This is a genomic window from Herminiimonas sp. Marseille-P9896 (assembly GCF_903993245.1).
Taxonomy (GTDB): domain Bacteria; phylum Pseudomonadota; class Gammaproteobacteria; order Burkholderiales; family Burkholderiaceae_D; genus Oxalicibacterium; species Oxalicibacterium contaminans.
The window spans coordinates 163,460-190,115 of sequence record NZ_CAJEVT010000002.1; the positions used below are offsets into that span (position 1 = coordinate 163,460).

At 54.9% G+C, this 26,656-nt stretch carries 26 protein-coding genes; 19 read left to right on the forward strand and 7 right to left on the reverse strand.

Going from position 1 to position 26,656, the window contains the following annotated elements:
• Positions 1–23 precede the first annotated feature (23 nt).
• The 4 genes from H7U06_RS06355 (at position 24) to H7U06_RS06370 (ending at position 5,360) form a co-directional block, all read left to right on the forward strand.
• Complete coding sequence (locus H7U06_RS06355) at positions 24–1,085, forward strand: NAD-dependent epimerase/dehydratase family protein (RefSeq protein WP_175625345.1); 1,062 nt, start codon at positions 24–26, stop codon at positions 1,083–1,085.
• A 29-nt stretch (positions 1,086–1,114) separates the two neighbouring features.
• A complete protein-coding gene (locus H7U06_RS06360) occupies positions 1,115–2,122 on the forward strand; it encodes an AraC family transcriptional regulator (RefSeq protein WP_175625346.1) in 1,008 nt (335 codons plus the stop codon).
• Positions 2,123–2,531: 409 nt separating this feature from the next.
• Positions 2,532–3,707, forward strand: coding sequence for a porin (locus H7U06_RS06365; protein ID WP_175625347.1), 1,176 nt, complete (start codon positions 2,532–2,534; stop codon positions 3,705–3,707).
• Between the two features lie 270 nt (positions 3,708–3,977).
• A complete protein-coding gene (locus H7U06_RS06370) occupies positions 3,978–5,360 on the forward strand; it encodes an MFS transporter (protein ID WP_175625348.1) in 1,383 nt (460 codons plus the stop codon).
• Between the two features lie 140 nt (positions 5,361–5,500).
• Here H7U06_RS06370 and H7U06_RS06375 read toward each other — a convergent pair whose 3' ends face one another.
• Positions 5,501–5,683 carry a CsbD family protein gene (locus H7U06_RS06375; protein WP_175625349.1) on the reverse strand — a complete coding sequence of 61 codons (183 nt, stop codon included), beginning with the start codon at positions 5,681–5,683 and terminating at the stop codon, positions 5,501–5,503.
• 63 nt (positions 5,684–5,746) lie between these two features.
• Positions 5,747–5,950 carry a hypothetical protein gene (locus H7U06_RS06380; RefSeq protein ID WP_175625350.1) on the reverse strand — a complete coding sequence of 68 codons (204 nt, stop codon included), beginning with the start codon at positions 5,948–5,950 and terminating at the stop codon, positions 5,747–5,749.
• Positions 5,951–6,130: 180 nt separating this feature from the next.
• Here H7U06_RS06380 and H7U06_RS06385 point away from each other — a divergent pair, with 180 nt between their 5' ends.
• The 4 genes from H7U06_RS06385 (at position 6,131) to H7U06_RS06400 (ending at position 9,606) form a co-directional block, all read left to right on the forward strand.
• Positions 6,131–6,787 (forward strand): AraC family transcriptional regulator, encoded by a 657-nt coding sequence (locus H7U06_RS06385; protein ID WP_175625351.1) that lies wholly within the window; start codon positions 6,131–6,133, stop codon positions 6,785–6,787.
• A 74-nt stretch (positions 6,788–6,861) separates the two neighbouring features.
• On the forward strand, positions 6,862–7,614 hold the full coding sequence (locus tag H7U06_RS06390; protein WP_254873157.1) for a sulfite exporter TauE/SafE family protein: 753 nt from the start codon (positions 6,862–6,864) through the stop codon (positions 7,612–7,614).
• Between the two features lie 427 nt (positions 7,615–8,041).
• The gene (locus tag H7U06_RS06395; protein ID WP_175625353.1) at positions 8,042–8,914 is read left to right on the forward strand and encodes a hypothetical protein; all 873 of its coding nucleotides are present in this window, start codon (positions 8,042–8,044) and stop codon (positions 8,912–8,914) included.
• 89 nt (positions 8,915–9,003) lie between these two features.
• Positions 9,004–9,606: an N-acetyltransferase gene (locus H7U06_RS06400; protein WP_175626059.1), complete on the forward strand. Its 603-nt coding sequence runs from the start codon at positions 9,004–9,006 to the stop codon at positions 9,604–9,606.
• Positions 9,607–9,615: 9 nt separating this feature from the next.
• Here the strand turns inward: H7U06_RS06400 and H7U06_RS06405 are convergent, their stop codons facing one another.
• Positions 9,616–10,827: an MFS transporter gene (locus H7U06_RS06405; RefSeq protein ID WP_175625354.1), complete on the reverse strand. Its 1,212-nt coding sequence runs from the start codon at positions 10,825–10,827 to the stop codon at positions 9,616–9,618.
• A 104-nt stretch (positions 10,828–10,931) separates the two neighbouring features.
• Here H7U06_RS06405 and H7U06_RS06410 point away from each other — a divergent pair, with 104 nt between their 5' ends.
• The 8 genes from H7U06_RS06410 (at position 10,932) to H7U06_RS06445 (ending at position 17,864) form a co-directional block, all read left to right on the forward strand.
• A complete protein-coding gene (locus H7U06_RS06410; protein WP_175625355.1) occupies positions 10,932–11,711 on the forward strand; it encodes a helix-turn-helix domain-containing protein in 780 nt (259 codons plus the stop codon).
• Positions 11,712–11,868: 157 nt separating this feature from the next.
• Positions 11,869–12,564 carry a hypothetical protein gene (locus H7U06_RS06415; RefSeq protein WP_175625356.1) on the forward strand — a complete coding sequence of 232 codons (696 nt, stop codon included), beginning with the start codon at positions 11,869–11,871 and terminating at the stop codon, positions 12,562–12,564.
• A 37-nt stretch (positions 12,565–12,601) separates the two neighbouring features.
• Positions 12,602–13,441, forward strand: a complete 840-nt coding sequence (locus H7U06_RS06420; RefSeq protein ID WP_175625357.1) for a class I SAM-dependent methyltransferase — start codon at positions 12,602–12,604, stop codon at positions 13,439–13,441.
• A 129-nt stretch (positions 13,442–13,570) separates the two neighbouring features.
• Positions 13,571–14,212: a TetR/AcrR family transcriptional regulator gene (locus H7U06_RS06425; protein WP_175625358.1), complete on the forward strand. Its 642-nt coding sequence runs from the start codon at positions 13,571–13,573 to the stop codon at positions 14,210–14,212.
• A complete protein-coding gene (locus H7U06_RS06430) occupies positions 14,209–14,871 on the forward strand; it encodes a paraquat-inducible protein A (protein WP_175625359.1) in 663 nt (220 codons plus the stop codon). The genes H7U06_RS06425 and H7U06_RS06430 overlap by 4 nt, the downstream gene beginning before the upstream one ends.
• A gap of 89 nt (positions 14,872–14,960) precedes the next feature.
• Positions 14,961–15,614 carry a paraquat-inducible protein A gene (locus H7U06_RS06435; protein WP_254873206.1) on the forward strand — a complete coding sequence of 218 codons (654 nt, stop codon included), beginning with the start codon at positions 14,961–14,963 and terminating at the stop codon, positions 15,612–15,614.
• Complete coding sequence (locus H7U06_RS06440; protein WP_175625361.1) at positions 15,601–17,232, forward strand: intermembrane transport protein PqiB; 1,632 nt, start codon at positions 15,601–15,603, stop codon at positions 17,230–17,232. The genes H7U06_RS06435 and H7U06_RS06440 overlap by 14 nt, the downstream gene beginning before the upstream one ends.
• Positions 17,229–17,864, forward strand: a complete 636-nt coding sequence (locus H7U06_RS06445; RefSeq protein ID WP_175625362.1) for a membrane integrity-associated transporter subunit PqiC — start codon at positions 17,229–17,231, stop codon at positions 17,862–17,864. The genes H7U06_RS06440 and H7U06_RS06445 overlap by 4 nt, the downstream gene beginning before the upstream one ends.
• Before the next feature lies 1 nt (position 17,865).
• Here H7U06_RS06445 and H7U06_RS06450 read toward each other — a convergent pair whose 3' ends face one another.
• Positions 17,866–18,783: a LysR family transcriptional regulator gene (locus H7U06_RS06450; RefSeq protein WP_175625363.1), complete on the reverse strand. Its 918-nt coding sequence runs from the start codon at positions 18,781–18,783 to the stop codon at positions 17,866–17,868.
• Positions 18,784–18,900: 117 nt separating this feature from the next.
• Between H7U06_RS06450 and H7U06_RS06455 the strand changes: the two genes are divergently transcribed.
• Positions 18,901–20,067: a mandelate racemase/muconate lactonizing enzyme family protein gene (locus H7U06_RS06455; RefSeq protein WP_175625364.1), complete on the forward strand. Its 1,167-nt coding sequence runs from the start codon at positions 18,901–18,903 to the stop codon at positions 20,065–20,067.
• A 251-nt stretch (positions 20,068–20,318) separates the two neighbouring features.
• On the opposite strand, the gene H7U06_RS06460 is transcribed toward H7U06_RS06455, so the two are convergent.
• Complete coding sequence (locus tag H7U06_RS06460; protein ID WP_175625365.1) at positions 20,319–20,702, reverse strand: hypothetical protein; 384 nt, start codon at positions 20,700–20,702, stop codon at positions 20,319–20,321.
• Between the two features lie 102 nt (positions 20,703–20,804).
• Positions 20,805–21,155 carry a hypothetical protein gene (locus tag H7U06_RS06465; RefSeq protein ID WP_175625366.1) on the reverse strand — a complete coding sequence of 117 codons (351 nt, stop codon included), beginning with the start codon at positions 21,153–21,155 and terminating at the stop codon, positions 20,805–20,807.
• A 375-nt stretch (positions 21,156–21,530) separates the two neighbouring features.
• Here H7U06_RS06465 and H7U06_RS06470 point away from each other — a divergent pair, with 375 nt between their 5' ends.
• On the forward strand, positions 21,531–21,980 hold the full coding sequence (locus tag H7U06_RS06470; protein ID WP_175625367.1) for a response regulator: 450 nt from the start codon (positions 21,531–21,533) through the stop codon (positions 21,978–21,980).
• 208 nt (positions 21,981–22,188) lie between these two features.
• Positions 22,189–23,037 carry an alpha/beta hydrolase gene (locus H7U06_RS06475; protein WP_175625368.1) on the forward strand — a complete coding sequence of 283 codons (849 nt, stop codon included), beginning with the start codon at positions 22,189–22,191 and terminating at the stop codon, positions 23,035–23,037.
• Here H7U06_RS06475 and H7U06_RS06480 read toward each other — a convergent pair.
• Positions 22,982–26,272: an autotransporter domain-containing protein gene (locus tag H7U06_RS06480; RefSeq protein ID WP_175625369.1), complete on the reverse strand. Its 3,291-nt coding sequence runs from the start codon at positions 26,270–26,272 to the stop codon at positions 22,982–22,984. The genes H7U06_RS06475 and H7U06_RS06480 overlap by 56 nt on opposite strands.
• Positions 26,273–26,656: the final 384 nt, after the last annotated feature.

Below are 26,656 nucleotides of genomic sequence, written 5' to 3' on the forward strand. Positions count from 1 at the left end.
CGACAAATTTTGAGGGCAGAGCCATGTTGAATATAGATAAGAGCAAACCAGTACTGGTGACAGGTGCAAGCGGCTATGTCGCTGGCTGGATAGTGAAGCGTTTGCTGGAAGAGGGTGTGACTGTCCATGCTGCTGTGCGTGATCCGCAAGACCTTAAGAAGCTGGCCCATCTGAACGAGCTTGCTGCTGTATTGCCTGGCACTATCCAATACTTCAAAGCTGATCTGCTGGAAGAGGGTTCTTATGCGCAGGCCATGCAAGGCTGCGCCATCGTGTTTCATACGGCATCGCCTTTCAAGCTGGATGTCAGCGATCCGCAGAAAGAGCTCATAGAGCCCGCGAAGCTGGGGACACGCAATATCCTTGAAACGGCAAATAAAACTGAATCAGTACAGCGCGTAGTCCTGACTAGCAGTTGCGCAGCGATTTATGGTGATTGTGTCGATATCGAAAATACACCGGGCCATATCTTCACTGAAGATGTGTGGAACACCAGTTCGTCATTGCAGCATGTTCCGTATGCCTATTCCAAGACCATCGCCGAACATGAAGCCTGGGCCATCGCCGGGAGGCAGTCGCGCTGGGATCTGGTTGTGATCAACCCCAGTCTGGTCTTGGGGCCGGGATTGAATGCGCAAAGTACTTCCGAGAGTTTTAATCTGGTGCGTCAATTGGGTAACGGCAAGATGAAGGCGGGTGCGCCGGATGTAGGCTTTGGTGCGGTGGATGTGCGGGACGTGGCTGCCGCGCATGTGCATGCGGCTTACCTGCCGCAGGCCAAAGGGCGTCACATCGTCTCCGGACACAATACTTCATTGCCGGGAATCGCTGCCACCTTGTTGCCCAAGTATGCTGCCTATCCGATACCGCGCCGCACCTTGCCGAAGTGGCTGGTCTGGCTGGCTGCGCCCTTGGCGGATAAAAGCACTACCCGTAAATTTGTTTCACGAAACGTAGGCTATGCGTGGCGTGCGGATAACAGCAAGAGCATTCGCGAGCTGAAGATTTTGTATCGTCCCTTGCAAGTGACGATGCAGGATATGTTTCAGCAGATGATAGATAGTGGTCAGATACCCAAACGATAGGGCGTTTGCAGCCGGGGAGTTGAGAGTAGATGAAACAAGCAACACACTTTTCTGTCCAGCCGGGCTGGCGAATACTGTTGACCGATATGGGATTCAATCCCGATCACTTGCTGCGCCTGGCGGGCCTACCTGCGGATTTGTTTGCGCGCAAGGAGGCTACTGTCAGTGCAGATCAGTACTTCAGCTTATGGCAAGCGATAGAAGAGACAGCGGGAGCGGCATCGCTGCCGCTGCTGGTCGGGCAGGCCATTTCGGTCGAAGCATTTGACCCGCCCATCTTCGCGAGCCTGTGCAGCCCCAATCTCAATATTGCTATGCAACGCTTGTCGGCTTTCAAGAAGCTCATAGGGCCGATGAGTTTGACGGTGGATGTGGGTGCGACCCGGACTTCGATTACTGTCGAGTGTTACGGCAATGAAGGCGGGATTCCCAAGAGCCTGGCCATGACAGAGCTGGTGTTCCTGACGCAGCTCGTTCGGGTCGGCACGCGTCATCGCGTGATTCCTGCGGAAGTGGTGGTGCGAGAGGCACCGTCCAATCTTGCCCCCTATACCGATTACTTTGGCATCTCACCCAAAACCGGAACCTCAGTCAGGGTATCGTTTGCGCATCAGGACGGCATCAGGCCATTTCTGACAGCAAACGAAGCTATGTGGGAGTACTTCGAGCCTGGCCTGCGTAAGCGCCTCTCTTCCCTCGATGCGGCAGCAAGTATGAGTGACAGGGTCAGGGCAGTGCTGCTGGAAGGCTTGCCCGCCAGTGAGTATTCAATAGATCTGGTGGCCAGGAATCTCGCTGTCAGCAAGCGCACCTTGCAAAGACAGTTAAGCGTAGAGTCGACCAGCTTCATGGATATTCTGAATACGACACGACTGCAACTGGCGCAACACTACCTGCGCAGCCCGTCAGTGTCGCAGGGCGAGATTGCTTATCTGCTTGGTTTTCAGGAGGTCAATTCCTTTATCCGGGCGTTTAAGGATTGGACTGGACATACTCCGGGCGCTTACCGTGATGAGATCCAGAATCCGCGGTATTAAAACCGATATTCCGCTATTCCTGTTCATTCAATAAATCCATCGCCCGAGTACATCTGTTTTAAGATCGCTCCCATTCCATCAACGCACATTAATGTGGCATACCACCTAATGTGCCATCGCTTCTTTCACCAACATTGTGAAAGATCCTCGTTTTAACCATGAATACCAGTTGGCACGGTAACTGCTATGTCAGTTCTGTAGGCGAATAATCGCCTATTCTTTTTCTTATAAAGGTGGTGTACCACATTATATGCAATGTGAACTCCGGATGCCTTACCAATAAAGGGTGCAAATGACTATAAGAGCCAACCAGAGCGTGGAGATTGAAACCATGCCCGCTATCTGCAGCAATACGAATGAAGTAACAAGAGCGTAGCAATCAGTTTGTCTATCTAAAAAGGAACTAACAATGAAACAAGTAAAACATGCTGCCATCGGCAGCGTGCTGGGCCTGCTCGCGTGTGCGTTTTCTGCACAGGCACTTGCGCAGACCAGCGTACAGGTCAGCGGCATGCTCGATGTGTATGCCGGTTCCATCAAACGCAGCGGTGATGCGGCCGCCACATCAGTGGTGAATAGCGGTGGCCTGCAAACTTCGTGGTGGGGCTTCAAGGGGACGGAAGAGCTGGGTAATGGCCTGAAGGCGCACTTTGCGCTGACCGGCTTTATGCGTCCTGACGTCGGTGCGATGGGGCGCTTCGGTACGGATACCATGTTCTCGCGCGATGCCAACGTAGGACTGTCGGGTTCCTTCGGTACCGTGTCGCTGGGCCGTGACCTGGCACCTAACTTCGTGCCGTCGCTGACCTTCAATCCGTTTGGTTCTTCGTTTCAGTTTTCGCCTTTAGGTTTGCATACGCAAACATCGTCCAGCCGTTATGCCGGGCGGGCATGGTCTGCCACCGTTGCAGGTGACACGGCGTGGAGCAATGAGATCATGTACGTCACGCCTAAACTGGGTGGCTTTACGACCAGTCTGTTCTTGCAGCTCGGTGAGCAAGCCGGTGATTCGAGCAAGAATAACTATGGTGCCAATACCATGTATGCAAATGGCCCGCTTTCGTTCGGTGCTTACTTCCAGTCCGTGAAGTTGGGTAATCCGGTCGATACGACGGTGGGACCTTCGCAAGTGTTTTCGTTCACGCCGTACAACCGGGTAACCGGCGCGACTTACACGCTGGGCGCGTCGAAGAACGATACCTGGTTTGTCGGTGGTGCTTATGACATGCAGTTCATCAAGCTGTACGGTACTTTGAATTACTCAACTACCAACTTGTTGAATGCGGCAGACGCTGCGCGTTACGACCTGAAGTCAAACACAGTGCAACTCGGTGCCAGCATGCCGGTGGGACAGGGTTCGGTACTGCTGTCGTGGGCCAGGACCAATGTCAAAGCAACGGGTGATTTCAGTGGAGTACTGGGCGGCACGGACGTGACGTCGTCGATAGTGCGTAATACTGTTTCGCTCGGTTATGACTACTTCTTCTCCAAGCGCACCGATGTGTATAGCATCGTCAGCTATGACAAGCTGAGCGAGCAATCGAGCGGTGTCAGTGCCGGTGTGGGTATCCGCCAGCGTTTTTGATGCTGCATGTGCGGGGATCCCGCACATGACGAGTTAAATAAAAAGAGGACTATTTACGTAGTCCTCTTTTTTTGTTTGCAGCTGTCGCGCATTAAAGTTTGCCGCGTATTTCCCATCTGCAATTTGTCATAAAAAATAAAAAACACATTGAATGTCACTAGAATTCATGTAATATATCAGCTCAGTGCGACACGATACGTGCTTAGACACTACGCATAATAAATAGAACAGAACAATCGAATCGCCACGGCGGTTCAACAGGAGACAAAGATGGATGTACATACCGGGGTAACCCTCCGCGCCAACGTGGCTGCGCGTCTTGAGCGTTTGCCCATGACCCGTTACCAGCGTTCCCTATTTGGCATTATCGCCACCGCCTGGTTCTTTGATTCGATGGACCTGGGCATTATGACTTTTGTGCTCGGGTCTATCAAAGCTGAATTTGCGCTGACCACTACCCAGGCCGGTTTGCTGGCCAGCTCCAGTTTCCTCGGCATGTTCCTCGGTGCCGCTATTGCCGGGATGCTGGCAGATAAATTCGGACGCAAGCCTGTTTTCCAGTGGAGCATGATTTTCTGGGGCGTCGGTAGCCTGGCTTGCGGTTTCGCTACAGACGTAACCTGGCTGATGATATTCCGCGTGGTGCTGGGCTTTGGTATGGGCATGGAATTTCCTATCGGCTTATCGATGGTGTCGGAAATCGTGCCTGCGAAGAGTCGCGGCAAGTACGTCGCCATCCTGGAAGGCTTCTGGCCGCTTGGCTTTATCGCTGCCGGTATCCTTGCTTACCTGACACTGCCTTTGATCGGCTGGCGCGGTATCTTCATCGCCTTATCTATCCCTGCAGTCTTCGTCTTCATCGTGCGTCGTTACGTGCCTGAATCACCACGCTGGCTGGAAGAGGTCGGTCGCGATGCAGAAGCCGATGCAGTGACGACCAAGATCGAAAAGAATGTGATCAAGGCTAATGGCGGCAAGCCTTTGCCGACTCCGGCACCGGCTATTAATGAATTGCCACGCAAGCAGGACAAGCGCGCCTTGTTTGCCGAACTGTGGCATGGCGTGTATGCGAAGCGTACGGTGATGTTGTGGGCTTTGTGGTTCTTTGCCTTGCTCGGCTACTACGGCCTGACGACCTGGCTGGGTGCCTTGCTGCAGCAAGCCGGTTATGAAGTCACCAAGTCTGTGATGTACACGGTTTATATCTCGCTGGCAGGTATCCCTGGTTTTATCTTCTCCGCCTGGTTGCTGGAAAAGTGGGGACGCAAGCCGACTTGCGTGTTGATGTTGGTGGGTAGTGCATGTGCTGCTTATGTGTATGGTCAGGTAGCGACTGCACAAGCACCGGTCGCACAACTGATAGGTGCCGGTCTGTGCATGCAGTTCTTCCTGTTTGGTATGTGGTCGGTGCTGTATGCCTATACGCCGGAACTGTATCCGACCCGTTCACGTGCTACCGGTTCTGGCTTTGCCTCCTCGGTCGGACGCCTGGGTTCCTTGCTGGGCCCGTTCGCAGTGGGTGTAATCCTGCCTATGACCGGACATACAGGTGTGTTTACCCTGGGTGCGATTTCCTTCGGTATTGCCGCACTGGTGGTGATTGTGATGGGAACGGAAACCAAGGGTCGTTCGCTGGAGGAAGTGTCAGGTTGATGTTGTGATCGGATGGAACCGTGTGGATCGGTTCCATCTGCTTGTTGTGTGCTCTTCGTGTGCAGTACCTTTGATGGTGTTCAGTGTGAACTGAACACCATTTTTTTATTTGGTCGGTGGATTAAACCAGGGCACCATTTTTAGTATTGCTTTTCTCTTTTAATACTGCTTTTCATATCGCCATAGCTTTCCTGCACTTTGCCAGCGTGCTTTTCCAGCTTGCCTTTTTCTTCCAGGGTTTTATTGCCGATGATCTTGCCTGTCATTTCCTTGATAGCACCTTCGGCTTGTTTCAGATTGCCTTTAACTTGATCTTTGTTCATAGCAGTAACTCCTTGAGGTGAAGCGGGACGAGGGGATGCAGCTTGCCTGGCCCCTGGAATTGTCTAGCCGCCGTGGAAGCCTTTTAGTATGTCTTGCTTGGGCTTGTTCGGATCTATGGTTGAGTCGTTGGTGCGCTCCGGGTTATCCAGCTTGTCGCTTTCCTCCGCATTCTTGCGCAGCCGCATCTGTGCATCAGGTGGCGGAGTGGGTGTGGCATTGTTGAGATCGGATTGCTTCTCTTGCTCGAGCATGTCTGTATTGGACATTCCATCCTCCTGTAGGAAACGGAGGTTTTATCTTAGGTAAGCATGGCTCGCGGGTTAATCAGACATACACTTAAACTCGTGTGAGAATTGCGGAATTGCGTGCGCGGAATATTTTTTCGTGTGCAACAATGCAGAATTGAAATCCGAAAATGTTCTGCTCAATTTTTTCTGGTGGATCTTATGCACAGGCGTGAATACTGGACTTACTGGAGTGATGGCGGCGTGAGCGCTGCCGAGTATGGCTTGTGGGCAGGGGATGCGGCGCCGGCTTTGGGTACGCATTTTCATGATGAAGGGCAATTGACGCTGGTGCTGTCTGGTAGCCGGAAGTTTGAATTGCATGGAGAAGTCATGCATGTGAAAGCGGGGCAGTGTCTATACGTACCGGCGGGTGTGCCGCATCGCAGCTTGCCCCATGTCGCTGCAGGTACGCAGTGCCTGAATATTTATTACACGCCGGAATATGCACAGCAATTGCCAGCATTGATGCAGATAGCGTCGGTGCTGGCGACGCAACAATGTGCGACACAAGTCGCACGTTCTGTTGCCTGCGCGGAAGAACTCCGCCACAGCATATTGTCTATCGCCGACATTGCCGCTTCCAGCGGTTTGAGTCGTGAAGCTTACAGCCGAAAATTCGTACGCGACGTCGGCATGTCGCCACATGCTTATCGCATCGTTGCGCGCCTGAATGCAGCGCGCGGGCGGTTGCGTGATGGTGCTGCCGTGGCGGAGACTGCGGCTGATTGCGGATTTGCAGACCAGAGTCATTTCGGCCGTCATTTCTTCCGTGCATTTGGCGTCACGCCTGCTGCTTACCGCAATCGCATGCGCTAGTCACAAACGTTCTAGATCATCCATCCTACTATCGTTAGCCTGTCCTGATACAGGAAAGGTTGGCCATGGATGCGATGATTATTTTTCTTCTGTTTATCTCCGGTATTGCGGGCGGCATTATCAATGCATTGGCTGGTGGTGCCACACTGATTACTTTCCCGGTGATGCTGGCCGCCGGTCTCACACCTGTGATTGCGAATGCGTCGAATGCGGTGGCGGTTGCGCCAGGACATTTGATCGCGGCGTTTGCTGATCGCGAGAAGTTGCCGACGCCAGATAAGTATTTGCTCATCTCCTTATTGTTATGTGTGATGGGTGGCGTGCTCGGGGCATTACTTTTACTGATGCTTCCTGATCGCTGGTTCGTATTGCCGGTACCGGCGCTGATTGCATTTGCGACGGTATTGTTTGCGTTTGCACCTGCTATCAGTGTCTGGGCTGAGAGACGACGTGCTGGTACTAAAGCTGGCAAGCGGCGCTGGCTTGCTGCATTGAGTGCGGCTTCCATCTATGGTGGTTTCTTCGGTGCAGGCCTGGGCGTGATACTGACAGCTGTGCTTTCTTTGCAAGAGCCTGATGATATACGCAGGGTCAAGGTCTTGAAGAATCTGCTGGCTACCGCGGTGAGCCTGGCGGCCATCACTATCTTCATCGTGCAGGATGCAGTGCAGTGGCCGGAGACTTTGGTCATGCTGACTGGGGCTTTGCTGGGAGGATATGTCGGTGGTTTGCTGGTGCGTGTTTTGCCTGCTTACATCGTGCGCTGGTTTGTGATTGCGGCCGGGATAGTGATGAGCCTGGTGTACGCACAACGTTACTGGTATTGATGGAATGGACAATCTGGCAAGGGGTCGCGGTTTGACCCGTGCTGGCAGATGGCCTAAACTTACGGCTATGTCCTTTCACCACACTTCCGTGAGCAACGTTGCAACTGAACAGTCTTTGATGACCGTTCTGTTTTCGCACGCGCTCAGGTTCTTGGGCGCAGAGCACGTCCTCCAGCCGGCAGCAGATTCCTAAGCCCGGCGATATTTCCTCTTTCTCATTTGCGCATCATCTATCGCCGGGCTTAAGCCAGGCGCGATAGCGGCCGTCCCGTATCCGGGCGTGGGCCGCGCTTTGGGATCACATCATGTCTTCAATTATTTGCGGCAAGCAGCGTCTTGCCGGGTTTCAGTACGACCACACCGCGTACATGCATCGTTGTCAACTTGTTGATACAGCACGCATCTCTTTTGCTACCGGGCGGGATATATGGACCTGACCAAAAACTTCGTCAAGAACAAGCGTCCGTGCGCGGATGGTTTTCGCTGGTTCTTGCGCAACCATGCCGATGGCAGTGATTACCAGCCGCTGTTGAATGCGCTGGTCGATGCAGGCCGGGTAGATGATGCGTGCTGGTTGCTGACGCAATTCGGTCCTACCGATGAAGTGCTGAAGGTGGACGCAATCGATGCCGAAGCGATGGTGTTTGCCGGTACGCTGGAAGTGCAGGGCAATATCGAAGTAGCGACTGTATTGCGCGCTGGCCGTTCGATACGCGCAGGCGGTGGCATACGGGCCGGCAAGGCCATCATCGCCGGCGAAGACGTGCAGGCCGGCGGCAGCATACGTTGCGACGGCACATTGGAAGCGGGCGGCGATATCAAGGTGGCGTGGGGCATAGAAGTCGAGGATGCGATCCGCAGCGGTGGTGATGTGCGCGCTGAATGGGAAGTGATCTGTGGTGCCAGCCTGACGCTGGATGGCAATTTGATGGTCGGGCAAGACCTGATTACCAAAGGCGTACTGCGTTGCCACAAGAATATACGGGTGGGTGGTGCGATGACTGCGCATGACAGCATCTGGGTGGGCAATGGCATTGCGGTTGGTGCCAGCATACTGTGCGACAGCCATCTGGAAGCAAACTGGGGCATCAAGGCAGGGCAGTCTATCGTGGCGCAAGGTTCGATCAAGGCTGGCGAGAGTTTGCAGGCGCAGGAAGAAATACGCGCCGGTGAAGGCTATGGTGTGTATGCCGGACTGGTGGTGCAGGTCGAAGCATGGGAAGCCAGTGCGCAAGTACATGCAAGCAGCAAGCCGCAACGGCTGATGAGCGGATGGTGGGGTGGGGCGTGCCTGGTTTGAGACCGGGACGGCATGTGTAAAAAAGTATCGCGTATAGAAATACCTGGGGGGTGAGATTGAGCAGCTTGTTTGCTTCCTTTCCTTTATCGATGTGGGCCAGCGGTTTGCTGGAACTGCGCATCGATGTACAACTACCGCCATCCGAAGTCGAGAAAGAGCTGGATGCGATTAATCGTCGCCTGCATCGCCCCGGTGATGCCTTGTATGACTTGCCGACGCTGGATATCAATTTCCCGGGGCTGAAGTTTCGCTATCGGGTTGCTGACGGCGAACATTACATTTATGTCGAAGATGTGAAGCGCGCTTGTCTGGCCGGTTACACCATCTTCAATCGCCTGATAGAACTGAATCGGCGGCAGGATAAACATTTACGTGCCACGCATTCGAAGTACGCGCCGCCGTATCAGCGACGTGGCATCGCGACGGCAATTTATCGCTGGTGGCTGGATGGTGGCCATAGCCTGATCAGCGGTGCGCGACAGTCGTCCGGAGCGCATGCATTGTGGCGTTCGCTGGGCAAGCAATATGAGTTGGTCTATGTGGATTTGCGCGAGAAGAAGCTATGTTGCCTCGGATCTCGTGTCAGCAGTCGGGTGCGTGAAGATTTGCACACCCGTATGCTGCTGGTCGGTAGCGGGCAGAACTTGCACGATCTCGCAGAAAAAACCGGCATGACCATGCATGCCGATTAGTGGGAAGACTTAAGCGCGCTTGCCTATGTGCAGATTACGTCCGGCATACAGGCCGAACAAAGCCATCAGGAAAGCAGCGCTGGCGCTGATCAGTAGCGTTGAATGCCAGTTGCCTTGCGCGTCATGGATACGGCCTATCAGTGTCGGCCCGATTGCTGCCAGTGTGTAGCCTATGCATTGCGCCATGCCGGACAGTGCCGCTGCCTGCAAGCTGCTGGTCGCACGCAGGCTGACGAAGGACAGGCCGAGGATCAGGGTCGCACCGGCACTGAAACCAAACACGCAAGTCCAGAGCACGGCCAGGCCGGGTGCAAACATCAGGCCGACGATGCTAATGACTGTCAACATGGACGCACCGAATGCAATCCCACGCTGATCCTTGAAGCGGCCGACTAGCGGCACGATTAGCAAGCCTGGTGTTGCCGCTGCGAGTTGCATCAGGCCGTGCAGGTTACCGGCCTCTGCTGCGGAATAACCGGCATCAGTCAGCATGGCTGGCAACCAGGTCGTCATGATGTAGTAGACGAAGGAGTTGAAGCCGAGGAAGAGACTGACCTGCCACGCCAGCGCCGAGTGCCATACTGGTGCTGACGGCGGTGGTGGTGTGGTGTTGCCGCTGACTTCAGTATGTCGCTTTAATTGCGGCAGCCAGATGACAGCACTGAGCAGGGGCAGGACGATTAACGCCACCATCGCAAAGCGCCAGCCATAGTCCGAGAGTCCTGCCAGAGGAATCGCAAAGACCGAACCGAGTGCCGAAGCCACACCCATGGTTAATACATAGATGGCGGTGAATTTGGTGATCTGGTCAGGGAAGCTGCGTTTTAGCAAACCGGGCAAGAGCACGTTGCCGATGGCGATACCGCTGCCTATGATCCATGTACCGAGATATAAAGCCCATGCCGTACCTGCCGAGCGCAACAGGATACCGGCCGCGATGATCAGCAGGGCGGCAAGGAGTGAACGTTCAATACCGAATTTTTTCGCGACGGTAGAGCCGAACGGAGATACCGCTGCAAAAGCCAGTAGCGGCAAAGTAATCAGCAAACCTGCCGCACTTGAGCTCAGGCCGAGATCACTGCGTATGCCGTCGATCAGCGGTGCGACGCTGGTAAACGGCACGCGCAGGTTGGTGGCGATGAGCAGGATGCCAAACAGCAGCAGGACCGGGCTGGCCAGTTGTGCTGTGGTGGGTGCTGAGGCTGTGGAATGCTGTTTCACGACGATGTCTCGCTGAAAAATCACTGCCTCCAGCTTAATCCGCAACGGCTTTAAAGAATTTGTGGATAATGACAATTAATATCTAAAAACAGTCAAATCCGCTCATGGTCACTTTACTGGGTTCCATAGACTACAACGCAGACCGGCTGTCGCAGCCTGCGACCGCCTTGCGTATAGAAACCGAGGGCTCGGAGTGCGAGTCGCCGGTTCATTTGCACCGCAAGGGACAATTGGTGGTGGCCTTGCATGGCGGCGTTACTTGCGAAGTGCCGGGTGGTTTGTGGATGGTGCCACCGCAATGCGGGGTCTGGATACCCGGTGGCATGCCGCACAGCAATCGCACCACGGCGAATGCGCGTTTATGTTTCCTGTTCGTCGAACCGGGTGCTGCGCAGTTGCCGACTGAGTGCGCGACACTGGCGTTGACGCCATTGATACGCGAAATGATTTTGCATCTGGCCGATACCTCGCAAGAGTATCCGCCGGACAGCCATACCGCGCGGCTAGTTGAAGTGCTGCTGAGTGAACTGACCCTGATGCCGACCGAGCAATTGCATTTACCAGTTTCTGATCATGCGCGCCTGCGCCAGATTGCCAGTGCCTTGACCCAGCAGCCGGATGATCGCAGCACGGTGGCCGAGTGGGGTGAACGCTTCGCGATGAGCGAACGGACACTGGCGCGGCTGGTGCTGCACGAAACAGGTATGACCTTTGGCCGCTGGCGGCGTCAATTGCATTTGATCATTGCCCTGCAACGCCTGGCATCCGGCGCGACGGTGCAGCGTGTATCGGAAGACCTCGGCTATGACTCGGTCAGTGCATTCATCACGATGTTCAAGAAAGCATTAGGCAAGTCACCGGCGCGCTACTTCTCCGACAAATAAGCGTAGTTAGCACAGCATCCGTGCATAGCAAATCCGGAGCTGACGGGTGTATACCCCTTTGTTCAAAGATGATGGCGCTTTTATCCATAGTCACAATAGTGGCGCTGGCCACTGTGCATTCCACTGCCGGCTTATAACATCAGACAGGAGCACGGACGTGACGAGAATCAATCTGGATAATATAGCGGCACTACAAAACACCTTTACCCAGTATAGAAAAACACCGAGCACACAGTTCGCCGATGTCCTGGGTACAACGGCGAATAACAATGTGCAGATCGCGCAAAGCCTGTCGGCGGTAACACCGGTCGGCGCGACTAACTCTGCTAACTTCGCAACGGACTTGAGTAATGCATTGAAGGCATACGGTATCAATGTGCCGCCGGTCTTGCGTGTCACTGCAGGCGCGAATGGTTACGAGCTCAGCGGTGATCCGCGCAATACCCAGTTCAAAAAAATGCTGGCCGATCATCCATCACTCAGCAGTGGCTTTGATGGTGCGATCGGTTCCGCCACCATGGGGCGCGATGCCGCATTGAAGAGTGCGATGAATGCCTTCGCTGGTGATCACCCGTCATCATCTGTGAAAAAATTCCTCAAGGATTTCGAAGATGCGCAGGATCCCAAAGCCCTCAGCGTCAAATTCGACGGCCAGGACCTCAAGGTCGAAGAACTGACGGACAAAGGCTGGGGGCCGGTTAAAACGGAAGAGTCCTTCATGGCGGCCTTGCTGGAAGCCTATGCCAAATATATGCTGACGCAGGGTGTCTCACTGGATAACGATAAAGATAAGAAGGAAGACGAACAGACTGTCGATAAGAAGGCGGAACAGCAGAGCGTAGCGACTAGCTAGCCAGCCTTTATCGGACTGAGCTTCGATCAAAAATGATATGCGTAAAGATTTACATGAAGCTAACCGACTCTCCTGGAATGCCGCAACGCGCGCGCACAACAGCCATAAGGGCGACCAGGCGCAGTTTTTCCGTAATGGCGGTTCTACCTTATTCCCAGAAGAGTTAGCACTGCTCGGCGAGGTGCACGGCCTCAAGGCCTTGCACCTGCAATGCAATGCCGGACAGGATACTTTGAGTATCGCCCGTCTGGGTGCGGATATCACCGGTGTAGACATCTCGGATGTAGCAATTGATTTTGCCACGCAGCTTGCTGCTGATGCCGGCATACCTGCACGCTTTGAGCGGGCTGATGTATTTGATTACCTGACGCATGCCGCTGAATCAAGTGTCGACCTGGTTTTCAGTTCCTATGGCACCTTATGCTGGTTATCGGATTTAAATGCGTGGGCGCAGGGTATTGCACGCGTGTTGAAACCTGGAGGGCGCTTTGTGTTTATCGAATTCCATCCATATGCGATGGTCTTTGATCAAGACTGGACGATGTGCTACGACTACTTCAATACAGCGCCGCTGGCTGAGAGTGGGGTCAGCGATTATGTGGCGGAATCCGGTGATGGCCTGGCGGTGGGAGAGTATCAGGCAGGTGAGCAAGACTTTGTGAACCCGCATTCCAGCCATGAATTTACCTGGGGTATGGGGCAGGTGATCACGGCCTTGAGCCAGGCTGGTTTATGCGTAGCACGGCTGGATGAGTACCCTTACGCCAATGGCTGGAAAGGTTTTGACGGCATGCAGGATAGTGGCGGACGGCGCATGGTGCCGCCAACCGGTATGCCGCGCATACCCTTGATGTATTCCATAGTCGCGCAGCGATAGCCCTGGCGCACCTGGTCGACGCCTGACAACAAGCATCTGTTATCCGAGTGCAGCGTAGCAAGAAAGTCATTGTTTTGTGTAATGTAGTGTACATTACTGTTTAATCTGACTTTAGTACCCGCTGCCATCATGTCTGTTGTCGCATCCGAATCCAGCCGAGTTGCACCTACCCAGAAAGGGGAGGCACGTCGCCAGCGCCTGCTGGAAACGGCGGCAGATGCATTCCTCGAATTTGGTTATGCCGATGTGTCGATGCAGGAGATAGTGCGTCAGGCCGGTGGTTCGGCGTCGACGGCCTACCAGTTGTTTGGTAACAAGGAGGGCTTGCTGATCGCCGTCCTGCAGCGCGAGCTCGAACAGTTGCGCAATCAGGTGTTCGCGGAAGAGGTCTTTGCATTGCCGGTGGCGCAAGCGCTGGAGGTAATCGCGCAGCGCATGGTCGCGCATTCGGTGCAACAACGTTCGGTACAATTTTATCGGCTGGTGATGGCCGAGTGCCATCGCCTGGAAAAAATGTCGGATTATCTCCGGCAGCAAGTTGCGATCCAGATTTATCATCCGCTGGAACGATGTTTGCGTGCCGCGTGTGCACGCGGCGAGTTGCAAATAGATGATCCGGAGCAGGCGGCACGCATGCTGGGCAATCTGATTAATGGCATTGCACAGGAAGCGCGGCTGGAAGGCGGCTATGCCAACGGTCCGGCTGAACGCGACAGGCAGGCGTGCAGTTACAGCATCCAAATGTTTTTACGGGCATACAGGTCACCATGAAAGAAGTGCGCGACATCATCGTGTGTGAAGGCTGCGACTCCGTGTACGCGCGGGTACCGTTGCGCGCACGTGAAGTCGCGCGCTGCCCGTGTTGCGGCACCGAACTGGAGCGCGATACCGGCAGCCAGCAGCAACGCATCCTGCCGCTGACGGTCGCCAGCCTGATCATGTTCCTGATTGCGAATCTGTTTCCTATCGTGGAAATCGAACTGCGTGGTTTGCGCAGCCAGACTACTTTGACTGGTGCCGTGATGGCATTGGCGGGTGAGGGTATGTCGCTGGTGGCGATGCTGGTGCTGGCGACGACTTTGTTATTCCCCTTGCTGCAATTGCTGATCCTGTTGTGGTTGCTCTTGCCTTTGCAAAAGCAGCATCGTGCCACCGGCTTCGCATGGCTGGTGCGCATCATGCAGTCACTGCGACCATGGGGCATGATCGAAGTCTTCCTGCTCGGCGTGCTGGTCGCGATCATCAAATTATCGAGCATGGCCACGGTCTTGCCGGGGCCAGCCTTGTGGGCCTTCATGGCGCTGACTGTTCTGCTGACGGTGGTCGTGTCCTTCGATCCGCGTGGCTTCTGGAATATGGTCGAAGGTGTGGAAGAGCGTGAGCAGAAGGAAGAGCAGAAGCAGGAACTCGGTGCGGGAGAGCTGCGATGAGCATGCAGACCCTGGATCTGGTTGTCCCTACCGATGGCAGTGTTGCCAGTGGCGAGCAAGCCTGCGATCAGAAGCAGCGCGCCATCAATATGGGGCTGATCGCCTGCCACCATTGCGATACAGTGTGGGAGCAGGCAGAAGAAGGCGCGGCTTGCGGACGTTGTAGCGCCAAGCTGCGCACGCGCAAGGCTGACAGCCTGAACCGCACCTGGGCTTTCCTGATTGCAGCCTGCATGATGTATTTACCGGCGAACCTGCTGCCGGTCATGATTACCAAGACTTTATTCGGCTCGCAAAACGACACCATCATGAGTGGTGTGATTTATTTCTGGGTCAGCGGTGCCTATGGTCTGGCGGCGATCATCTTCGTGGCCAGTTTCCTGGTGCCGCTATTCAAGCTGGCAGCCTTATTCATATTGGTGCTGATGGCACAGCGTCGCAGCAACTGGCGGCGCGGCGAACGGGCACGGCTTTACCATGTGATCGAATTGATAGGGCGCTGGTCCATGCTGGACGTATTTGTCGTCGCCTTGCTGGCAGGGCTGGTGCGGATCCAGGGCTTTGCGGAAATTACCGCAGGCCTGGGCATCGCCGCCTTCGGTTCTGTCGTGGTGCTGACCATGCTGGCATCGCTCAGCTTTGATCCCAAGCTGACCTGGGACGGTGACGACGAGACACAAGAATCATTGAATCAAGACCGGCTCGCTGAGTCGACAAGGAAAGCAGATCATGACAAACACTGAAGAACGAAAAGCACCTCCGGCTCCCCGCGTTGCGCGTCGCCGCGACTGGTTGCCCTCGCTGGTCTGGCTTATTCCCATCATTGCGGCACTGGTCGGCATCACGCTGGTGGTGCATATCCTGATGCAGCGCGGCCCTGAGATCGAGCTTAGTTTCAAGACGGCAGAAGGGCTGGAAGCGGGCAAGACGGCAGTGAAGTACAAGGATGTGCAGATCGGCATGGTCGAAAGTTTGCGCCTGTCGCGTGATCGCTCGCATGTGCGGGTGAAGGTGCAACTGAATAAGGATGCGTCAGCCTTCACCGCAAAAGATACGCGTTACTGGGTCGTGCGTCCGCGTCTCGATACTTCGGGGATTTCCGGACTTGGTACCTTGTTGTCAGGGGCTTACATCGGCGTCGACGCCGGTAGCGCAGAAGAAACCTCGGATGAATTTGTCGGCCTCGAAGCACCACCTATCGTCACGCGTGATGCATCGGGTCGTCAGTTCCTGCTGCATGCGAAGGATGTCGGTTCACTCGACGTGGGATCACCGGTTTACTTCCGTCGCGTGAAAGTAGGGCAGATTGCCGCCTATGAACTGGATGGTGATGGCAAGGGTGTCACCCTGCGTGTCTTCGTCAATGCACCGTATGAAAAATTCGTCGAAGCCAATACCCGCTTCTGGCATGCCAGCGGTATGGATATGCAAGTAAGCGCGAGTGGTCTGACGCTGCGCACACAGTCGCTGGCGACCATCCTGCTCGGTGGTATTGCCTTCGGTACGCCTGATCTGGGTACCGCTACCGAGAGCCCGCCAGCGCTGGAAAATACCGCTTTCGCGCTGGCCGACGATGAAGCTGCTGCGATGAAACAGAAAGACGGTTCGGCAGAAACCATGCTGCTGTTCTTCAATCAATCCTTGCGCGGTTTGTCACCGGGTGCACCAGTCGATTTCCGCGGTGTGGTGATCGGTGAGGTTAAATCGATAGGCGTTGAATTCGACCGTGACGAACGTGAATTCCGTATGCCTGTGTTGATCCAGATCTATCCGGATCGCTTGCGTCGTCCGGTACCGGGTGAAGGTAAGGAATCCTTGCAGGCGCAAAAGAAACGCCTGCAATTCCTAGTCAGCAAAGGTTTGCGCGCGCAACTACGTCCGGGCAATTTGCTGACCGGCCAGGTGTATGTGGCGCTGGACTTCTTCCCGAAAGTTCTGGCCGTCAAAGTTGATCCGAACAAGACGCCGTTTGAATTGCCGACTGTGCCGAACAGCCTGGATGAGTTGCAGGCGCAGATACAGGAAATCGCCAGCAAGCTGAACAAGGTACCGTTCGAGCAGATAGGCAAGGATTTGCGCACCTCGCTGGCAACACTGAACAAGACCCTGGTCAGTGCCGAAGAATTGACACGCACGTTGAATAACGACGTCTCGCCAGAGATCACAGCTGCGATGAAGGATGCGCGTAAAACGATCAATAGCGCAGAGCAGACATTGTCGCAGGACTCACCGCTGCAGCAGGATATGCGTGAAGCGATGCGTGAAATCACACGTGCGGCAGGTTCGGTGCGCGTGCTGACTGATTACCTGGAACGTCACCCTGAATCCTTGTTGCGCGGTAAACCGGAGGAGAAAAAATGAAGCAATTCCTGAAGCCATCGAGCTCGTTGGCAGTGATGAGCGTATTGGCGACAACCTTGCTGCTCAGTGCCTGCGGCAGCACATCGAATGCACGCTATTACACCCTGAGCGGACCAGCAGCAAATGCATTTGCACCTGTTGCGACAGCTCCGGTCTTCATCGAACTGGCACCGGTGGCGGTACCGGAACGACTGGCGCGGCCACAGATGGTGCTGACCAAGCCGGGTGGGCAGAGTGCAGAGCTGGAGTTGCTGGAACAGTACCGCTGGACCTCATCGTTTGAAAATGAAATGCGCGATGCACTCTCCGCCGGGATCACGAATCGCCTGGGTGCGGTCGATGTCAGCAAGAGCGGACGTAGCCAGGGGCAGGCCGTGTGGCGCGTCGCGGTACAGTTGCGCCAGTTCGATGCGATAGAAAATACGCGTGTAGACGCTGCTTTTAGCTGGACGGCTCGACGCAGCGATACCGGTGTGTATGCTGCTTGCCAGTGGTCGGGTAGCGAGCCAGTGGGAGCAGGTATGGATGCACTGGCGCAAGGTGCGCAACGCGTTACTGATAAGGCGGCGCAAATGATCGCGCGTCACCTGGCAGCACTGGCTGCTGATCCTGCCAGTCCTTGTCCGCGTTGATTCAGTCTGGCAGCGGCAGCGCTGCCAGCATGTCGATATGCTCAATCAGGAAGTCGATAAAGGCACGTGCCCGCGTGCTTTGATTGCGCCGGTTCGGGTAGTAGACAAACAAATCGGCTGACGGCAAGACGTAATCCGGCAGCACGATTTTCAGACGGCCACTCTTCACATATTTGGCCAGATCCCATTCCGAGCGGATCAGGATGCCATGTGCATCCAGCGCCCAGCCGAGCACGATGTCACCATCGTTGCTGGACAAGGCACTCTCTACCTTGATGACCTCATTGCGACCCTGGTGCGTGAAACGCCAGGTGGCGGCGGCTTCATCATTCTGCCTGTGCGTAATGCAGCGATGCTGGTGTAAATCAGCCAGCGTCTTTGGCGTGCCGTGGCGTTCCAGGTAAATCGGTGAGGCGCACAGGAAGCGCCGGTTCGACATTAGCTTGCGCGCGTTCAGGCGTGCATCGGGCAGGGTGCCGAAGCGTATCGCCAGGTCAAAACCGTTTTCGACCAGATCGATAGGCTTGTCGCTGACTTCAAACTGCACTTCCACTTGCGGATAACGCCGCACGAATTCGGATACCAGTGGCGCGATCGCGGTGCGACCAAATCCCAGCGTCGCATTCACACGCAACAAGCCGCGTGGTGTGCCGCCACCGGATGAGACGGCGTCTTCCATCTCTTTGATTTCAGCCAGTATTTTCGTCGCGTAGCCGAGATAGATGTCGCCTTCGCTGGTGAGGCTGATGCTGCGGGTAGTGCGATTGACCAGCCTGACGCCGAGCCGGGTTTCCAGTTGTGCCAGCCGCTTGGTCGCGGCCGGTGGCGTGATATCCAGCGCACGTGCGGCGGCCGACAGATTGCCGAGGCGGGCGATCAGGACAAAGAATTCCAGTTCGGATGTGATATCAGTTTTCACTGTAAGTAAATAATTATGTGAATTTAAGTGAATTATAAAGCCGTCTTCTGCGCATAAGCTAGGGCTCCCGTATTTGCTCGTATACACCTGCATACAGAGATATTTTTAGGAGCCGCCATGAAGATAGTTGAAATCCGCGAAAAGACCCTGCCCATCAGTTCGCCCATCCGTAATGCCTATATCGACTTCAGCAAGATGACGCTGAGCCTGGTGGCGGTGGTGACAGACGTTATCCGCGATGGCAAACCGGTCATCGGTTATGGCTTCAACTCCAACGGTCGTTATGGCCAGGGCATGCTGATGCGTGAACGCTTCATCCCGCGCCTGATGGAGGCCGATCCGGCGTCGCTGGTGAATGACGCTGGCGACAACCTCGATCCGCACAAGATCTGGAATACCCTATTCACCAATGAAAAACCGGGTGGCCATGGTGAGCGCTCGGTGGCGATCGGTACCATCGATATGGCGGTGTGGGATGCGGTAGCTAAAATCGAAGGCAAGCCTTTGTTCCAGTTGCTGGCGGATCGTTATGGCAATGGCCAGGCTGATCGCAAGATCTTCGTCTACGCTGCTGGTGGCTACTACTATCCGGGTCAGGATCACGGCAAGCTGAAGGACGAGATGCGCAGCTACATCGATCGTGGCTATACGGTGGTGAAGAAAAAGATAGGTGGCGCATCACTGGATGAAGACTTGCGTCGCATCGACTCTATCCTGAGCGTGCTGGGTGACGGCCAGAAGCTGGCGGTGGATGCGAATGGCCGCTTTGATCTGGATACCGCGATCAAATATGCGAAGGCACTCTCGCAATACGATTTGTTCTGGTACGAAGAAGCAGGTGATCCGCTGGACTTCGAGTTGCAGGCGACCTTGCGCAGCTACTACGACAAGCCGATGGCAACAGGTGAAAACCTGTTCTCGATGCAGGACGCACGCAACCTGATCCGTTACGGCGGCATGCGTCCGGATCGTGACTGGTTGCAGTTTGATTGTGCACTCAGCTATGGCCTGGTCGAATACCTGCGCACGCTGGACATGCTGCATGAGCATGGCTGGTCGCGCAAACGCTGCATTCCGCACGGTGGTCATCAGATGTCATTGAATATTGCTGCAGGCCTGGGTTTGGGCGGCAACGAATCGTATCCGGATTTGTTCCAGCCATACGGTGGTTTCCCGGATGGGGTGAAGGTGCAGAACGGTTACATCACCTTGCCGGATTTGCCGGGTATCGGTTTTGAAGGCAAGGCGGACCTGTATAGCGAAATGCAAAAGCTGACAGCGTAAGTATCGGGATGCTGGTTAGTGCTGGCGCCATCGGAGTATGATGGCGCATCGCAACCCCTTATCCGGAGCTGGATATCAAGCCCGACTTGCAAGACTTGCTGGCATCACTACAGGCGCACGGCCTGCTATGGGCATTGACCTTGATCGTCATGCTGGAAGAAGATGCGGCGATGCTGGCCTTTGTATTCAGCTAGTAGGGGATGGACGGCCATGTTGATGGCCGTTTTTTTGTATGTCGGGTCAAGCCTGGCTTAATGCAGCTTGCTGCGCGCAACCTTGAGTTCCTGGAATTGCTTCACGGTTTCCAGTACCTGCGCCAGTTCATCTTCGGCATCTGACTGGATCAGCTCTATCTCATCGAAGTCCAGCGTATCGTCGATGACGACCATCTCGACCCGGAAGATATGCGGGTACTTATCGGTAATACCCTGCAGCAGCACATCCAGTTTTTTCTTTGGCCACACTTCGCGTATCCGTGCAGCGAGGAAGAGCCTGATGATAGTCAGGCCATTGTCTTCGCTTAGTTCCTGGATGGCGAGCGCCTCGCGTTGCAGCCATTCCGGGAACTGATCTGCCGTGACGAAATGCGGTACGGTTAAAACGGAGACATGAAAGTGTACGTTCAGCTTATCCATCATTTCCCCCTTGTCACATTACATCGGCGAGCCTGTGGCACGAGCGGCTAGTGCTTCCAGTTTATACGCGGGAAACAGATTTGTGGAGGGGATTTGCAACTGTTATTTTTTCAGGACAGCCAGCTTGTCCATCACCAGCGTGACGTCTTCTTCAGTCGCCAGGCCTATGCGTGGCCAGTTCTGTAGTTTGTTGAGCTCGGTCGGGCGGCCGGTCAGCTTGCGGCACTCATCCAGCAAGGCGTTGAGTTTGGCAGGTGCGATGCCGTAGGACGACGAAATAGGCTGCACGTTGAAGGTAATTTCGGCCTGATTACCCGGTGCCAGTTCGGTGTGATAAATCGTGATAGTGCCGTTGCGTAAAAATCGTGCGCCGTTTTGGTTCTGCAGCGGGCGCGGCATGCCGAATTGCATCTTCAATGCGTTGAGTGCCTTGTTGTATACGGCGTTTTCCATCTTTATTCCAATTCTGTGTTTGTTGCAGTGATAGCGACATTGTATGCCTCGTGCCGGTATGGGTAGGTTTTTTCTGCGTACGGGCTTTGTCGGAATCGCACTACATATGTGTATTGCAAGTTTCTGCCACTGACCTTGATTGCCCACTCTGGGCAGAATAATTCCAATGAAATTAATGCTTTATGGCAAATGCAAACATTTCAAAATTCGGCAGCAAACAGATATGTCAGCCTCACGCTTTGCTGTACCTTGGAAACATTTCCGATTTCTGATCGGTTTTCGTGTTTATGGAAGCGGATTTGTTAAACATTGTTTCTTGAATGGCTGCGCGGTACACGCATTTGTCGTTTTGAGTTGATAGGGGCCGGAGGGTGCATGAAGGATTTGCAGAAAATACATATTCTGTTGGCAGAAGATACGCATACAGATGCGGAAGCGACCTTGCACGCACTGAAAGAACTCGGCCTGATGGGCAATGTAACCTGGGTCAAAGACGGGCAGGAAGCACTGGATTATGTTTTTTGCACCGGTCCGTTTATTGATCGTAAAAGTGGTGATCCGACCTTGCTCATGCTGGATTTGAATATGCCCAAGGTCAACGGGCTGGATGTGCTGAAAATCCTCAAAACTACCGAACAGACCAAGTACATTCCCATCATCATGCTGACTTCGAGTGCCGAAGAGCCTGATATTACTTACTGCTATGAGTATGGTGTGAATAGCTACATCGTTAAACCGGTCGCACCAAAGAAGTTTTCGGAAGAAGTGTCGCGCGCCGGCTTTTATTGGAATTTCCTGAACAGAAGTCCTGTGATGGCGACGTAGAGCGACCGCGCTGGCTACCTGAGCAGCGCGGAAACCGGATAGGTCGCATGACCTGGTCGTGGCAGGCATGCGGTGAGCAGTACCGGTTGCGTTATCCATCATATTTTGTCCATCAGCTTGACGGCTGCATTAATTGCAGAGACATTAAGCAATGGATTTTTTTTATATTCAATCAGACACAGGTTCCCGCCTGCTGCGCTATCTTTCCGTGCTTTTCACAGGCCTCTTGTTATCCGCTTGCGCGATGACGACGGGTGAGCGTTATCAACTGATAGCGCAAGAGGGTAAGGCTGCCGGATTTGCCCCAGTCAGCTTTGGTAGTGCACCGCAGCTGACTGGCTTGCTGCATACACAAACACCTGCGCCCACATCTGTTGCTTACCTGTGGGTCGTCATAGAAGGTGACGGCCGCGCCTGGCTGAATATGCGTGAACCGTCGATGGATCCGACACCGGTGGATCCGGTCGGCTGGCGACTCGCAAAAGACATCTCACAAAAAAACGTGCTGTACCTGGCACGTCCTTGCCAGTACCTGAGCAGCGACGAACTTGAAGCCTGCTCGGTAGCGGACTGGACCGATGGTCGCTTTGCCGAGAAATGGGTGCAACGCCTGAATGCGGCAGTGGAGCAAGCCAAACGCATGACCCATGCGAAACAAGTCGTGCTGGCAGGTTACTCGGGTGGAGGCGTGATGGCAGCGCTGGTGGCGGCGCGGCGTGATGATGTGGTGCTATTGATGACGGTGGCATCGCCGCTCGATCATGCCGCCTGGACCACGCATCACAAGGTGACGCCGTTAAATGCTTCTTTGAGTGTGGTGGCAGTGCAGCAGAAACTGGCGCATTTGCCGCAAGTACATGTAGTGGGAGCCGACGACCAGGTGGTGCCGTCGTTTTTACTGCAGGACTTCCTGCGTCGCTATCCGGCAACTACCCCGGCAGAGCTTGTGACCCTGCCGGGTGTCGATCATCGTATGCGTACGCCTATCGATTTGAACCGGATCAGAAGTTCCAGATCGCTTTTGCCGTCAATTGATGGCCCAGGTATTTATCCCTGACTTCCATATCGTAGCCAACTGCAACGGTGGTGCCGCTGGCTGTGACTTTGCGGTAACCGACGCCCAGTTGCAATGCTTCGCGTCCTGGTTGTACGCCAGCGATTTTGAAGGCCGGACCACCGATCGCGAACGATGCTTCGATCGCTGGAGTATCAGCAAATTCATGCAGGTAACGGGCACGCAGCGTTGCGCTGGATGAGGCGCTCAGCTTGTTGCTGAACTCTACGCCCAATACGCTTTGTACCGAGTTGGCGCTGGTGCTGGCCACGGTTTGTGCCGAGGTGCCGCCGGTTTCGGTGTAGCTCCCATTGTCGAGGCGGCTGACACGTGCACCCAGCAACCAGCGACCACTCCATGTGGCATCCAGTACGAATGGCAGGCCGTATTCAAAGCGCGCGCCGATCTGGTTGCCGGAGAATTTGCCACGCAGGCTTTCATTGAAGCCTGGAATGCTGACCAGACGTTGCGTGGTGTAGCGGTTGGCAGAAATCGCCAGGCTCGCATCCAGTGTGTAGCTGCTTTCGGTACGGCTGAAGTAGCCACCGACATGCAGCGATTTGACGTCATTGTCGTCGCCTGCGCCGCTATCGCGACCATCGCTGCCAGCCTGTGTGTAACCACCCGAAATACCGACCATATCGGTCTTGTTCAGATCAGTTTCATAACCGACTGCCAGACCTTGTGCATCGAGGTCAAAACCATTGGCCCCCTTGCGTGCTTTTTGTTTGGCGATCGAGGCAAGGCCTTGTACCCAGAAACGATTGCCAGCGGCATCACCACCAGCCAGACCGGTTTTGTTCAGCGCGACTTGTTCACCGCCACGTGCTGCATCCATGCGATTGTCAAAAGCAGAGAACACGCTGCCTTGTGCTGCGGCCGCTGCCGATTGTGCTGCTGCATTGGTTTCTGGTGCCAGTTGTGAAGTGGCGTCGGACAGGGCTTTGGCATTCGGCAGGGATTGCAGGCTGTTCAAGAGCTTGAGGCCTTGTTCCGAATTCGAGAAACCGCTCGAAGCCAGTTGGTTCAGCGAATTAGCCAAGTTGCCGAGGTTTTGCGGGACGACATTGGCCAGACCGTTTTGACGATGCGCGACCAGTTGCAGGTCATTGCCGCTGCCTTGCAGGGTGTAGGTGTAGAACGCGCCGCTGCCGTTGTTGATTTGCAGGTTGGCAGCGCTGGCGTTCAGCGTACCTGCCGAGATCAGCGTGTAGTTGGAGCCGTCAGCTACCGAGCCTGTGATCAATGGGCGTATGGTTGCGCCGCTGGCGAGGTTGGCATTGCCGGTGACGGTGATGGTATCGCTGGCATTGTTTGCACCGATGCGTGCTTCCAGAACACCGCTGGCACCTTGCTCGTAGTTACCGGCGACGGTCACGTTGCGGAAAGTATCGCCGCTTGGTGCTTGCAAGGTACCGTTGACAGTGAGGTTGCCGCTGGCATTGACATCACCGTTGATGCGCAGGGTGCCGCCTGCATCGACCTGCAGGTTGTTGACGTTGTTCAGTGCGTAGTTAAAGGTGGTATTGCCACCGAGGACGGTGATGTTCTGGAAGTTGCTCAACTGGCCGGCATTGAAGTTTTGCGTGCCATTGGTTTCCAGTGCGTTGACGCCGGTACCGCCGTCTATGCTGCCGACCACGACACCACCCAGCAGACGTAAGGTATCGTCACCGCTGCCCATATCGATCGCCAGGCCGTTTTTACCTTCGATGCGACCGTAGTTGACCAGCACGTCGTCGCCTGCGCCCATTTGTACTGCTGCGCCTGCTACGGTGCTATTGTTCTCGCCGAGACGGGTTGCGTCTGCGCCGCCTGTGATGACACCTGTTGCGCCGTTGATGACGGTGTCGTTAAACGTGCCGACCAGGCCGATCGCGACTTTTTTGTCACCGATGATGTTGCCTTCGTTGACGATGCGTATCGCCGCGCCGGTTGCTGTTGCAGTGCCGCGGCCTGCAGCGATCGCAGTGCCGTCGGAACCGTCATCTATCAATATGCCTTTGGACTGGCCGTAGATGGTCGCACCCGCATGGTTGATGATGGTGCCGCCGCCAGCTGCAATGCCGTCAGCGCCGTTCGGAGCACCGCCGGAATCAAAACCGCCTGCACCCAGGCCCTGGATGCGGCCATAGTTTTCTACATAAGCCACGCCGTCGATATCGACACCGTCGCCGTCACCGTTACTGGTAGTCAGGCCAAGGCCGCCGTGGTCATAGACATTGCCTGCACCTGCGTATTTACCTGTGATGGTGCCGTAGTTGATAACCACGCCATGGCCGTCCAGGCCCACACCGGAACCGTTGTTGCCGGTGATGTTGCCACCAGCCATATTGATGACGACCGGGTTGAGTATGCTGATGCCGGATGTGGTGACGCCATTCACGACTTTGTCGAATACCACGCCGTTAGGGGTGACGGATGTAACGATCAGGCGATCAACGCCGATCAGGTTCGCATCTGCCGTTGCGGCGATCGGATCACCGCCATCCACACCGTGGCGCGGGCCGGTGATGGTGCCATAGTTCAGGATGGCGACATTCTTCATGCCGTTTTCTATCGCGACGCCGTCGGCTGCCGAGAAAGCGCTGCTTGGGCAGCTGGTGGTGCCCAGGTAGTCAGGGCACTTGGTGTTGACGATGCCGGTCGAGAAAATCTGGCCGTAGTTGGTCAACAGGGTATTCGAGCCGAGGCGCAGCGCGTCGTCGCCGGTGGAGCTGATAACGGCCAGTTTGTTGCTGGCCGAGCCGTTGATAATTTGATTGCCGGTGGTCGTGAAGTCGACGTCGACCTTGATCGCGCGCTTGCCGCCAGCATTCACACCTGTTTGCGAAATGGTGCCCTGGTTATTGATGACGAAGCTGTCGGTGGCTTTGCCTACACGTATAGCTACGTCGCCCACTGCATTGATGACACCGCCGAGGTAGTTGTTGATGGTGATGTTGGTTGCAGCGGCATTGGCATCTATGCCACGGCCACCAGTGGCCTGGCTGATGGTGCCGTAGTTGTTGATGACGGAGGTGCCGGCGTTGACGGTAATCGCGGCGTTGCTGTTTGGCGTGGAAACGATCAGGCTGGCACCTTGCTGTACTGTGGCAGTCGCAGCAGTCAGCGTTTTGGCGACGGTGTCATTTGTTCCAGTAGTGACAGTGAATTGGGCATAGGCAGGCAGGGCAAAAACGGCTTGTAGTGCTATTACCAGCGGGAGTGGCCGTAGCTGTTTGTCACTGAAACGCATGTTTAGTCTCCGAATAAATTGCCGGATTATGCGTAGGCCAAATGACAGCTTGATTACAGTTTTGTTACGGTTTGGTGAACAACAACAAATTTTTAACTAGTCCCTTGTTTGGGGCAAAAGCTTGGGTATACACCCGTAAATTCATATGGGCAGCTGTGCTTTAAGCGTTCTGGTTATAAGCAAATGACAATTCCATCATTATCAGAACGGTGCAGACCCTGTATCCTGACGAGCAATGTTGCCGAGTTATAAGGCATCCGTTATAATGAGAACGATTCTCAAGTAGTGTGTTCTGACCCATCTCCATCATGCAGTGCAGTTGGTAATGCTTACTGCTGGCCTGCTGATGTCTGCGGTAGTTCAGTCCCGACTGGTAAAATACCG

What these genes read in the sequence shown, in the direction of transcription:
- H7U06_RS06355 (WP_175625345.1), top strand. Translation starts at nt 24, where the DNA reads ATGTTGAATATAGATAAGAGCAAACCAGTACTGGTGACAGGTGCAAGC.
- H7U06_RS06360 (WP_175625346.1), top strand. Translation starts at nt 1,115, where the DNA reads ATGAAACAAGCAACACACTTTTCTGTCCAGCCGGGCTGGCGAATACTG.
- H7U06_RS06365 (WP_175625347.1), top strand. Translation starts at nt 2,532, where the DNA reads ATGAAACAAGTAAAACATGCTGCCATCGGCAGCGTGCTGGGCCTGCTC.
- H7U06_RS06370 (WP_175625348.1), top strand. Translation starts at nt 3,978, where the DNA reads ATGGATGTACATACCGGGGTAACCCTCCGCGCCAACGTGGCTGCGCGT.
- H7U06_RS06375 (WP_175625349.1), bottom strand. Translation starts at nt 5,683, where the DNA reads ATGAACAAAGATCAAGTTAAAGGCAATCTGAAACAAGCCGAAGGTGCT.
- H7U06_RS06380 (WP_175625350.1), bottom strand. Translation starts at nt 5,950, where the DNA reads ATGTCCAATACAGACATGCTCGAGCAAGAGAAGCAATCCGATCTCAAC.
- H7U06_RS06385 (WP_175625351.1), top strand. Translation starts at nt 6,131, where the DNA reads ATGCACAGGCGTGAATACTGGACTTACTGGAGTGATGGCGGCGTGAGC.
- H7U06_RS06390 (WP_254873157.1), top strand. Translation starts at nt 6,862, where the DNA reads ATGATTATTTTTCTTCTGTTTATCTCCGGTATTGCGGGCGGCATTATC.
- H7U06_RS06395 (WP_175625353.1), top strand. Translation starts at nt 8,042, where the DNA reads ATGGACCTGACCAAAAACTTCGTCAAGAACAAGCGTCCGTGCGCGGAT.
- H7U06_RS06400 (WP_175626059.1), top strand. Translation starts at nt 9,004, where the DNA reads ATGTGGGCCAGCGGTTTGCTGGAACTGCGCATCGATGTACAACTACCG.
- H7U06_RS06410 (WP_175625355.1), top strand. Translation starts at nt 10,932, where the DNA reads ATGGTCACTTTACTGGGTTCCATAGACTACAACGCAGACCGGCTGTCG.
- H7U06_RS06420 (WP_175625357.1), top strand. Translation starts at nt 12,602, where the DNA reads ATGCGTAAAGATTTACATGAAGCTAACCGACTCTCCTGGAATGCCGCA.
- H7U06_RS06425 (WP_175625358.1), top strand. Translation starts at nt 13,571, where the DNA reads ATGTCTGTTGTCGCATCCGAATCCAGCCGAGTTGCACCTACCCAGAAA.
- H7U06_RS06430 (WP_175625359.1), top strand. Translation starts at nt 14,209, where the DNA reads ATGAAAGAAGTGCGCGACATCATCGTGTGTGAAGGCTGCGACTCCGTG.
- H7U06_RS06435 (WP_254873206.1), top strand. Translation starts at nt 14,961, where the DNA reads ATGGGGCTGATCGCCTGCCACCATTGCGATACAGTGTGGGAGCAGGCA.
- H7U06_RS06440 (WP_175625361.1), top strand. Translation starts at nt 15,601, where the DNA reads ATGACAAACACTGAAGAACGAAAAGCACCTCCGGCTCCCCGCGTTGCG.
- H7U06_RS06445 (WP_175625362.1), top strand. Translation starts at nt 17,229, where the DNA reads ATGAAGCAATTCCTGAAGCCATCGAGCTCGTTGGCAGTGATGAGCGTA.
- H7U06_RS06455 (WP_175625364.1), top strand. Translation starts at nt 18,901, where the DNA reads ATGAAGATAGTTGAAATCCGCGAAAAGACCCTGCCCATCAGTTCGCCC.
- H7U06_RS06460 (WP_175625365.1), bottom strand. Translation starts at nt 20,702, where the DNA reads ATGGATAAGCTGAACGTACACTTTCATGTCTCCGTTTTAACCGTACCG.
- H7U06_RS06465 (WP_175625366.1), bottom strand. Translation starts at nt 21,155, where the DNA reads ATGGAAAACGCCGTATACAACAAGGCACTCAACGCATTGAAGATGCAA.
- H7U06_RS06470 (WP_175625367.1), top strand. Translation starts at nt 21,531, where the DNA reads ATGAAGGATTTGCAGAAAATACATATTCTGTTGGCAGAAGATACGCAT.
- H7U06_RS06480 (WP_175625369.1), bottom strand. Translation starts at nt 26,272, where the DNA reads ATGCGTTTCAGTGACAAACAGCTACGGCCACTCCCGCTGGTAATAGCA.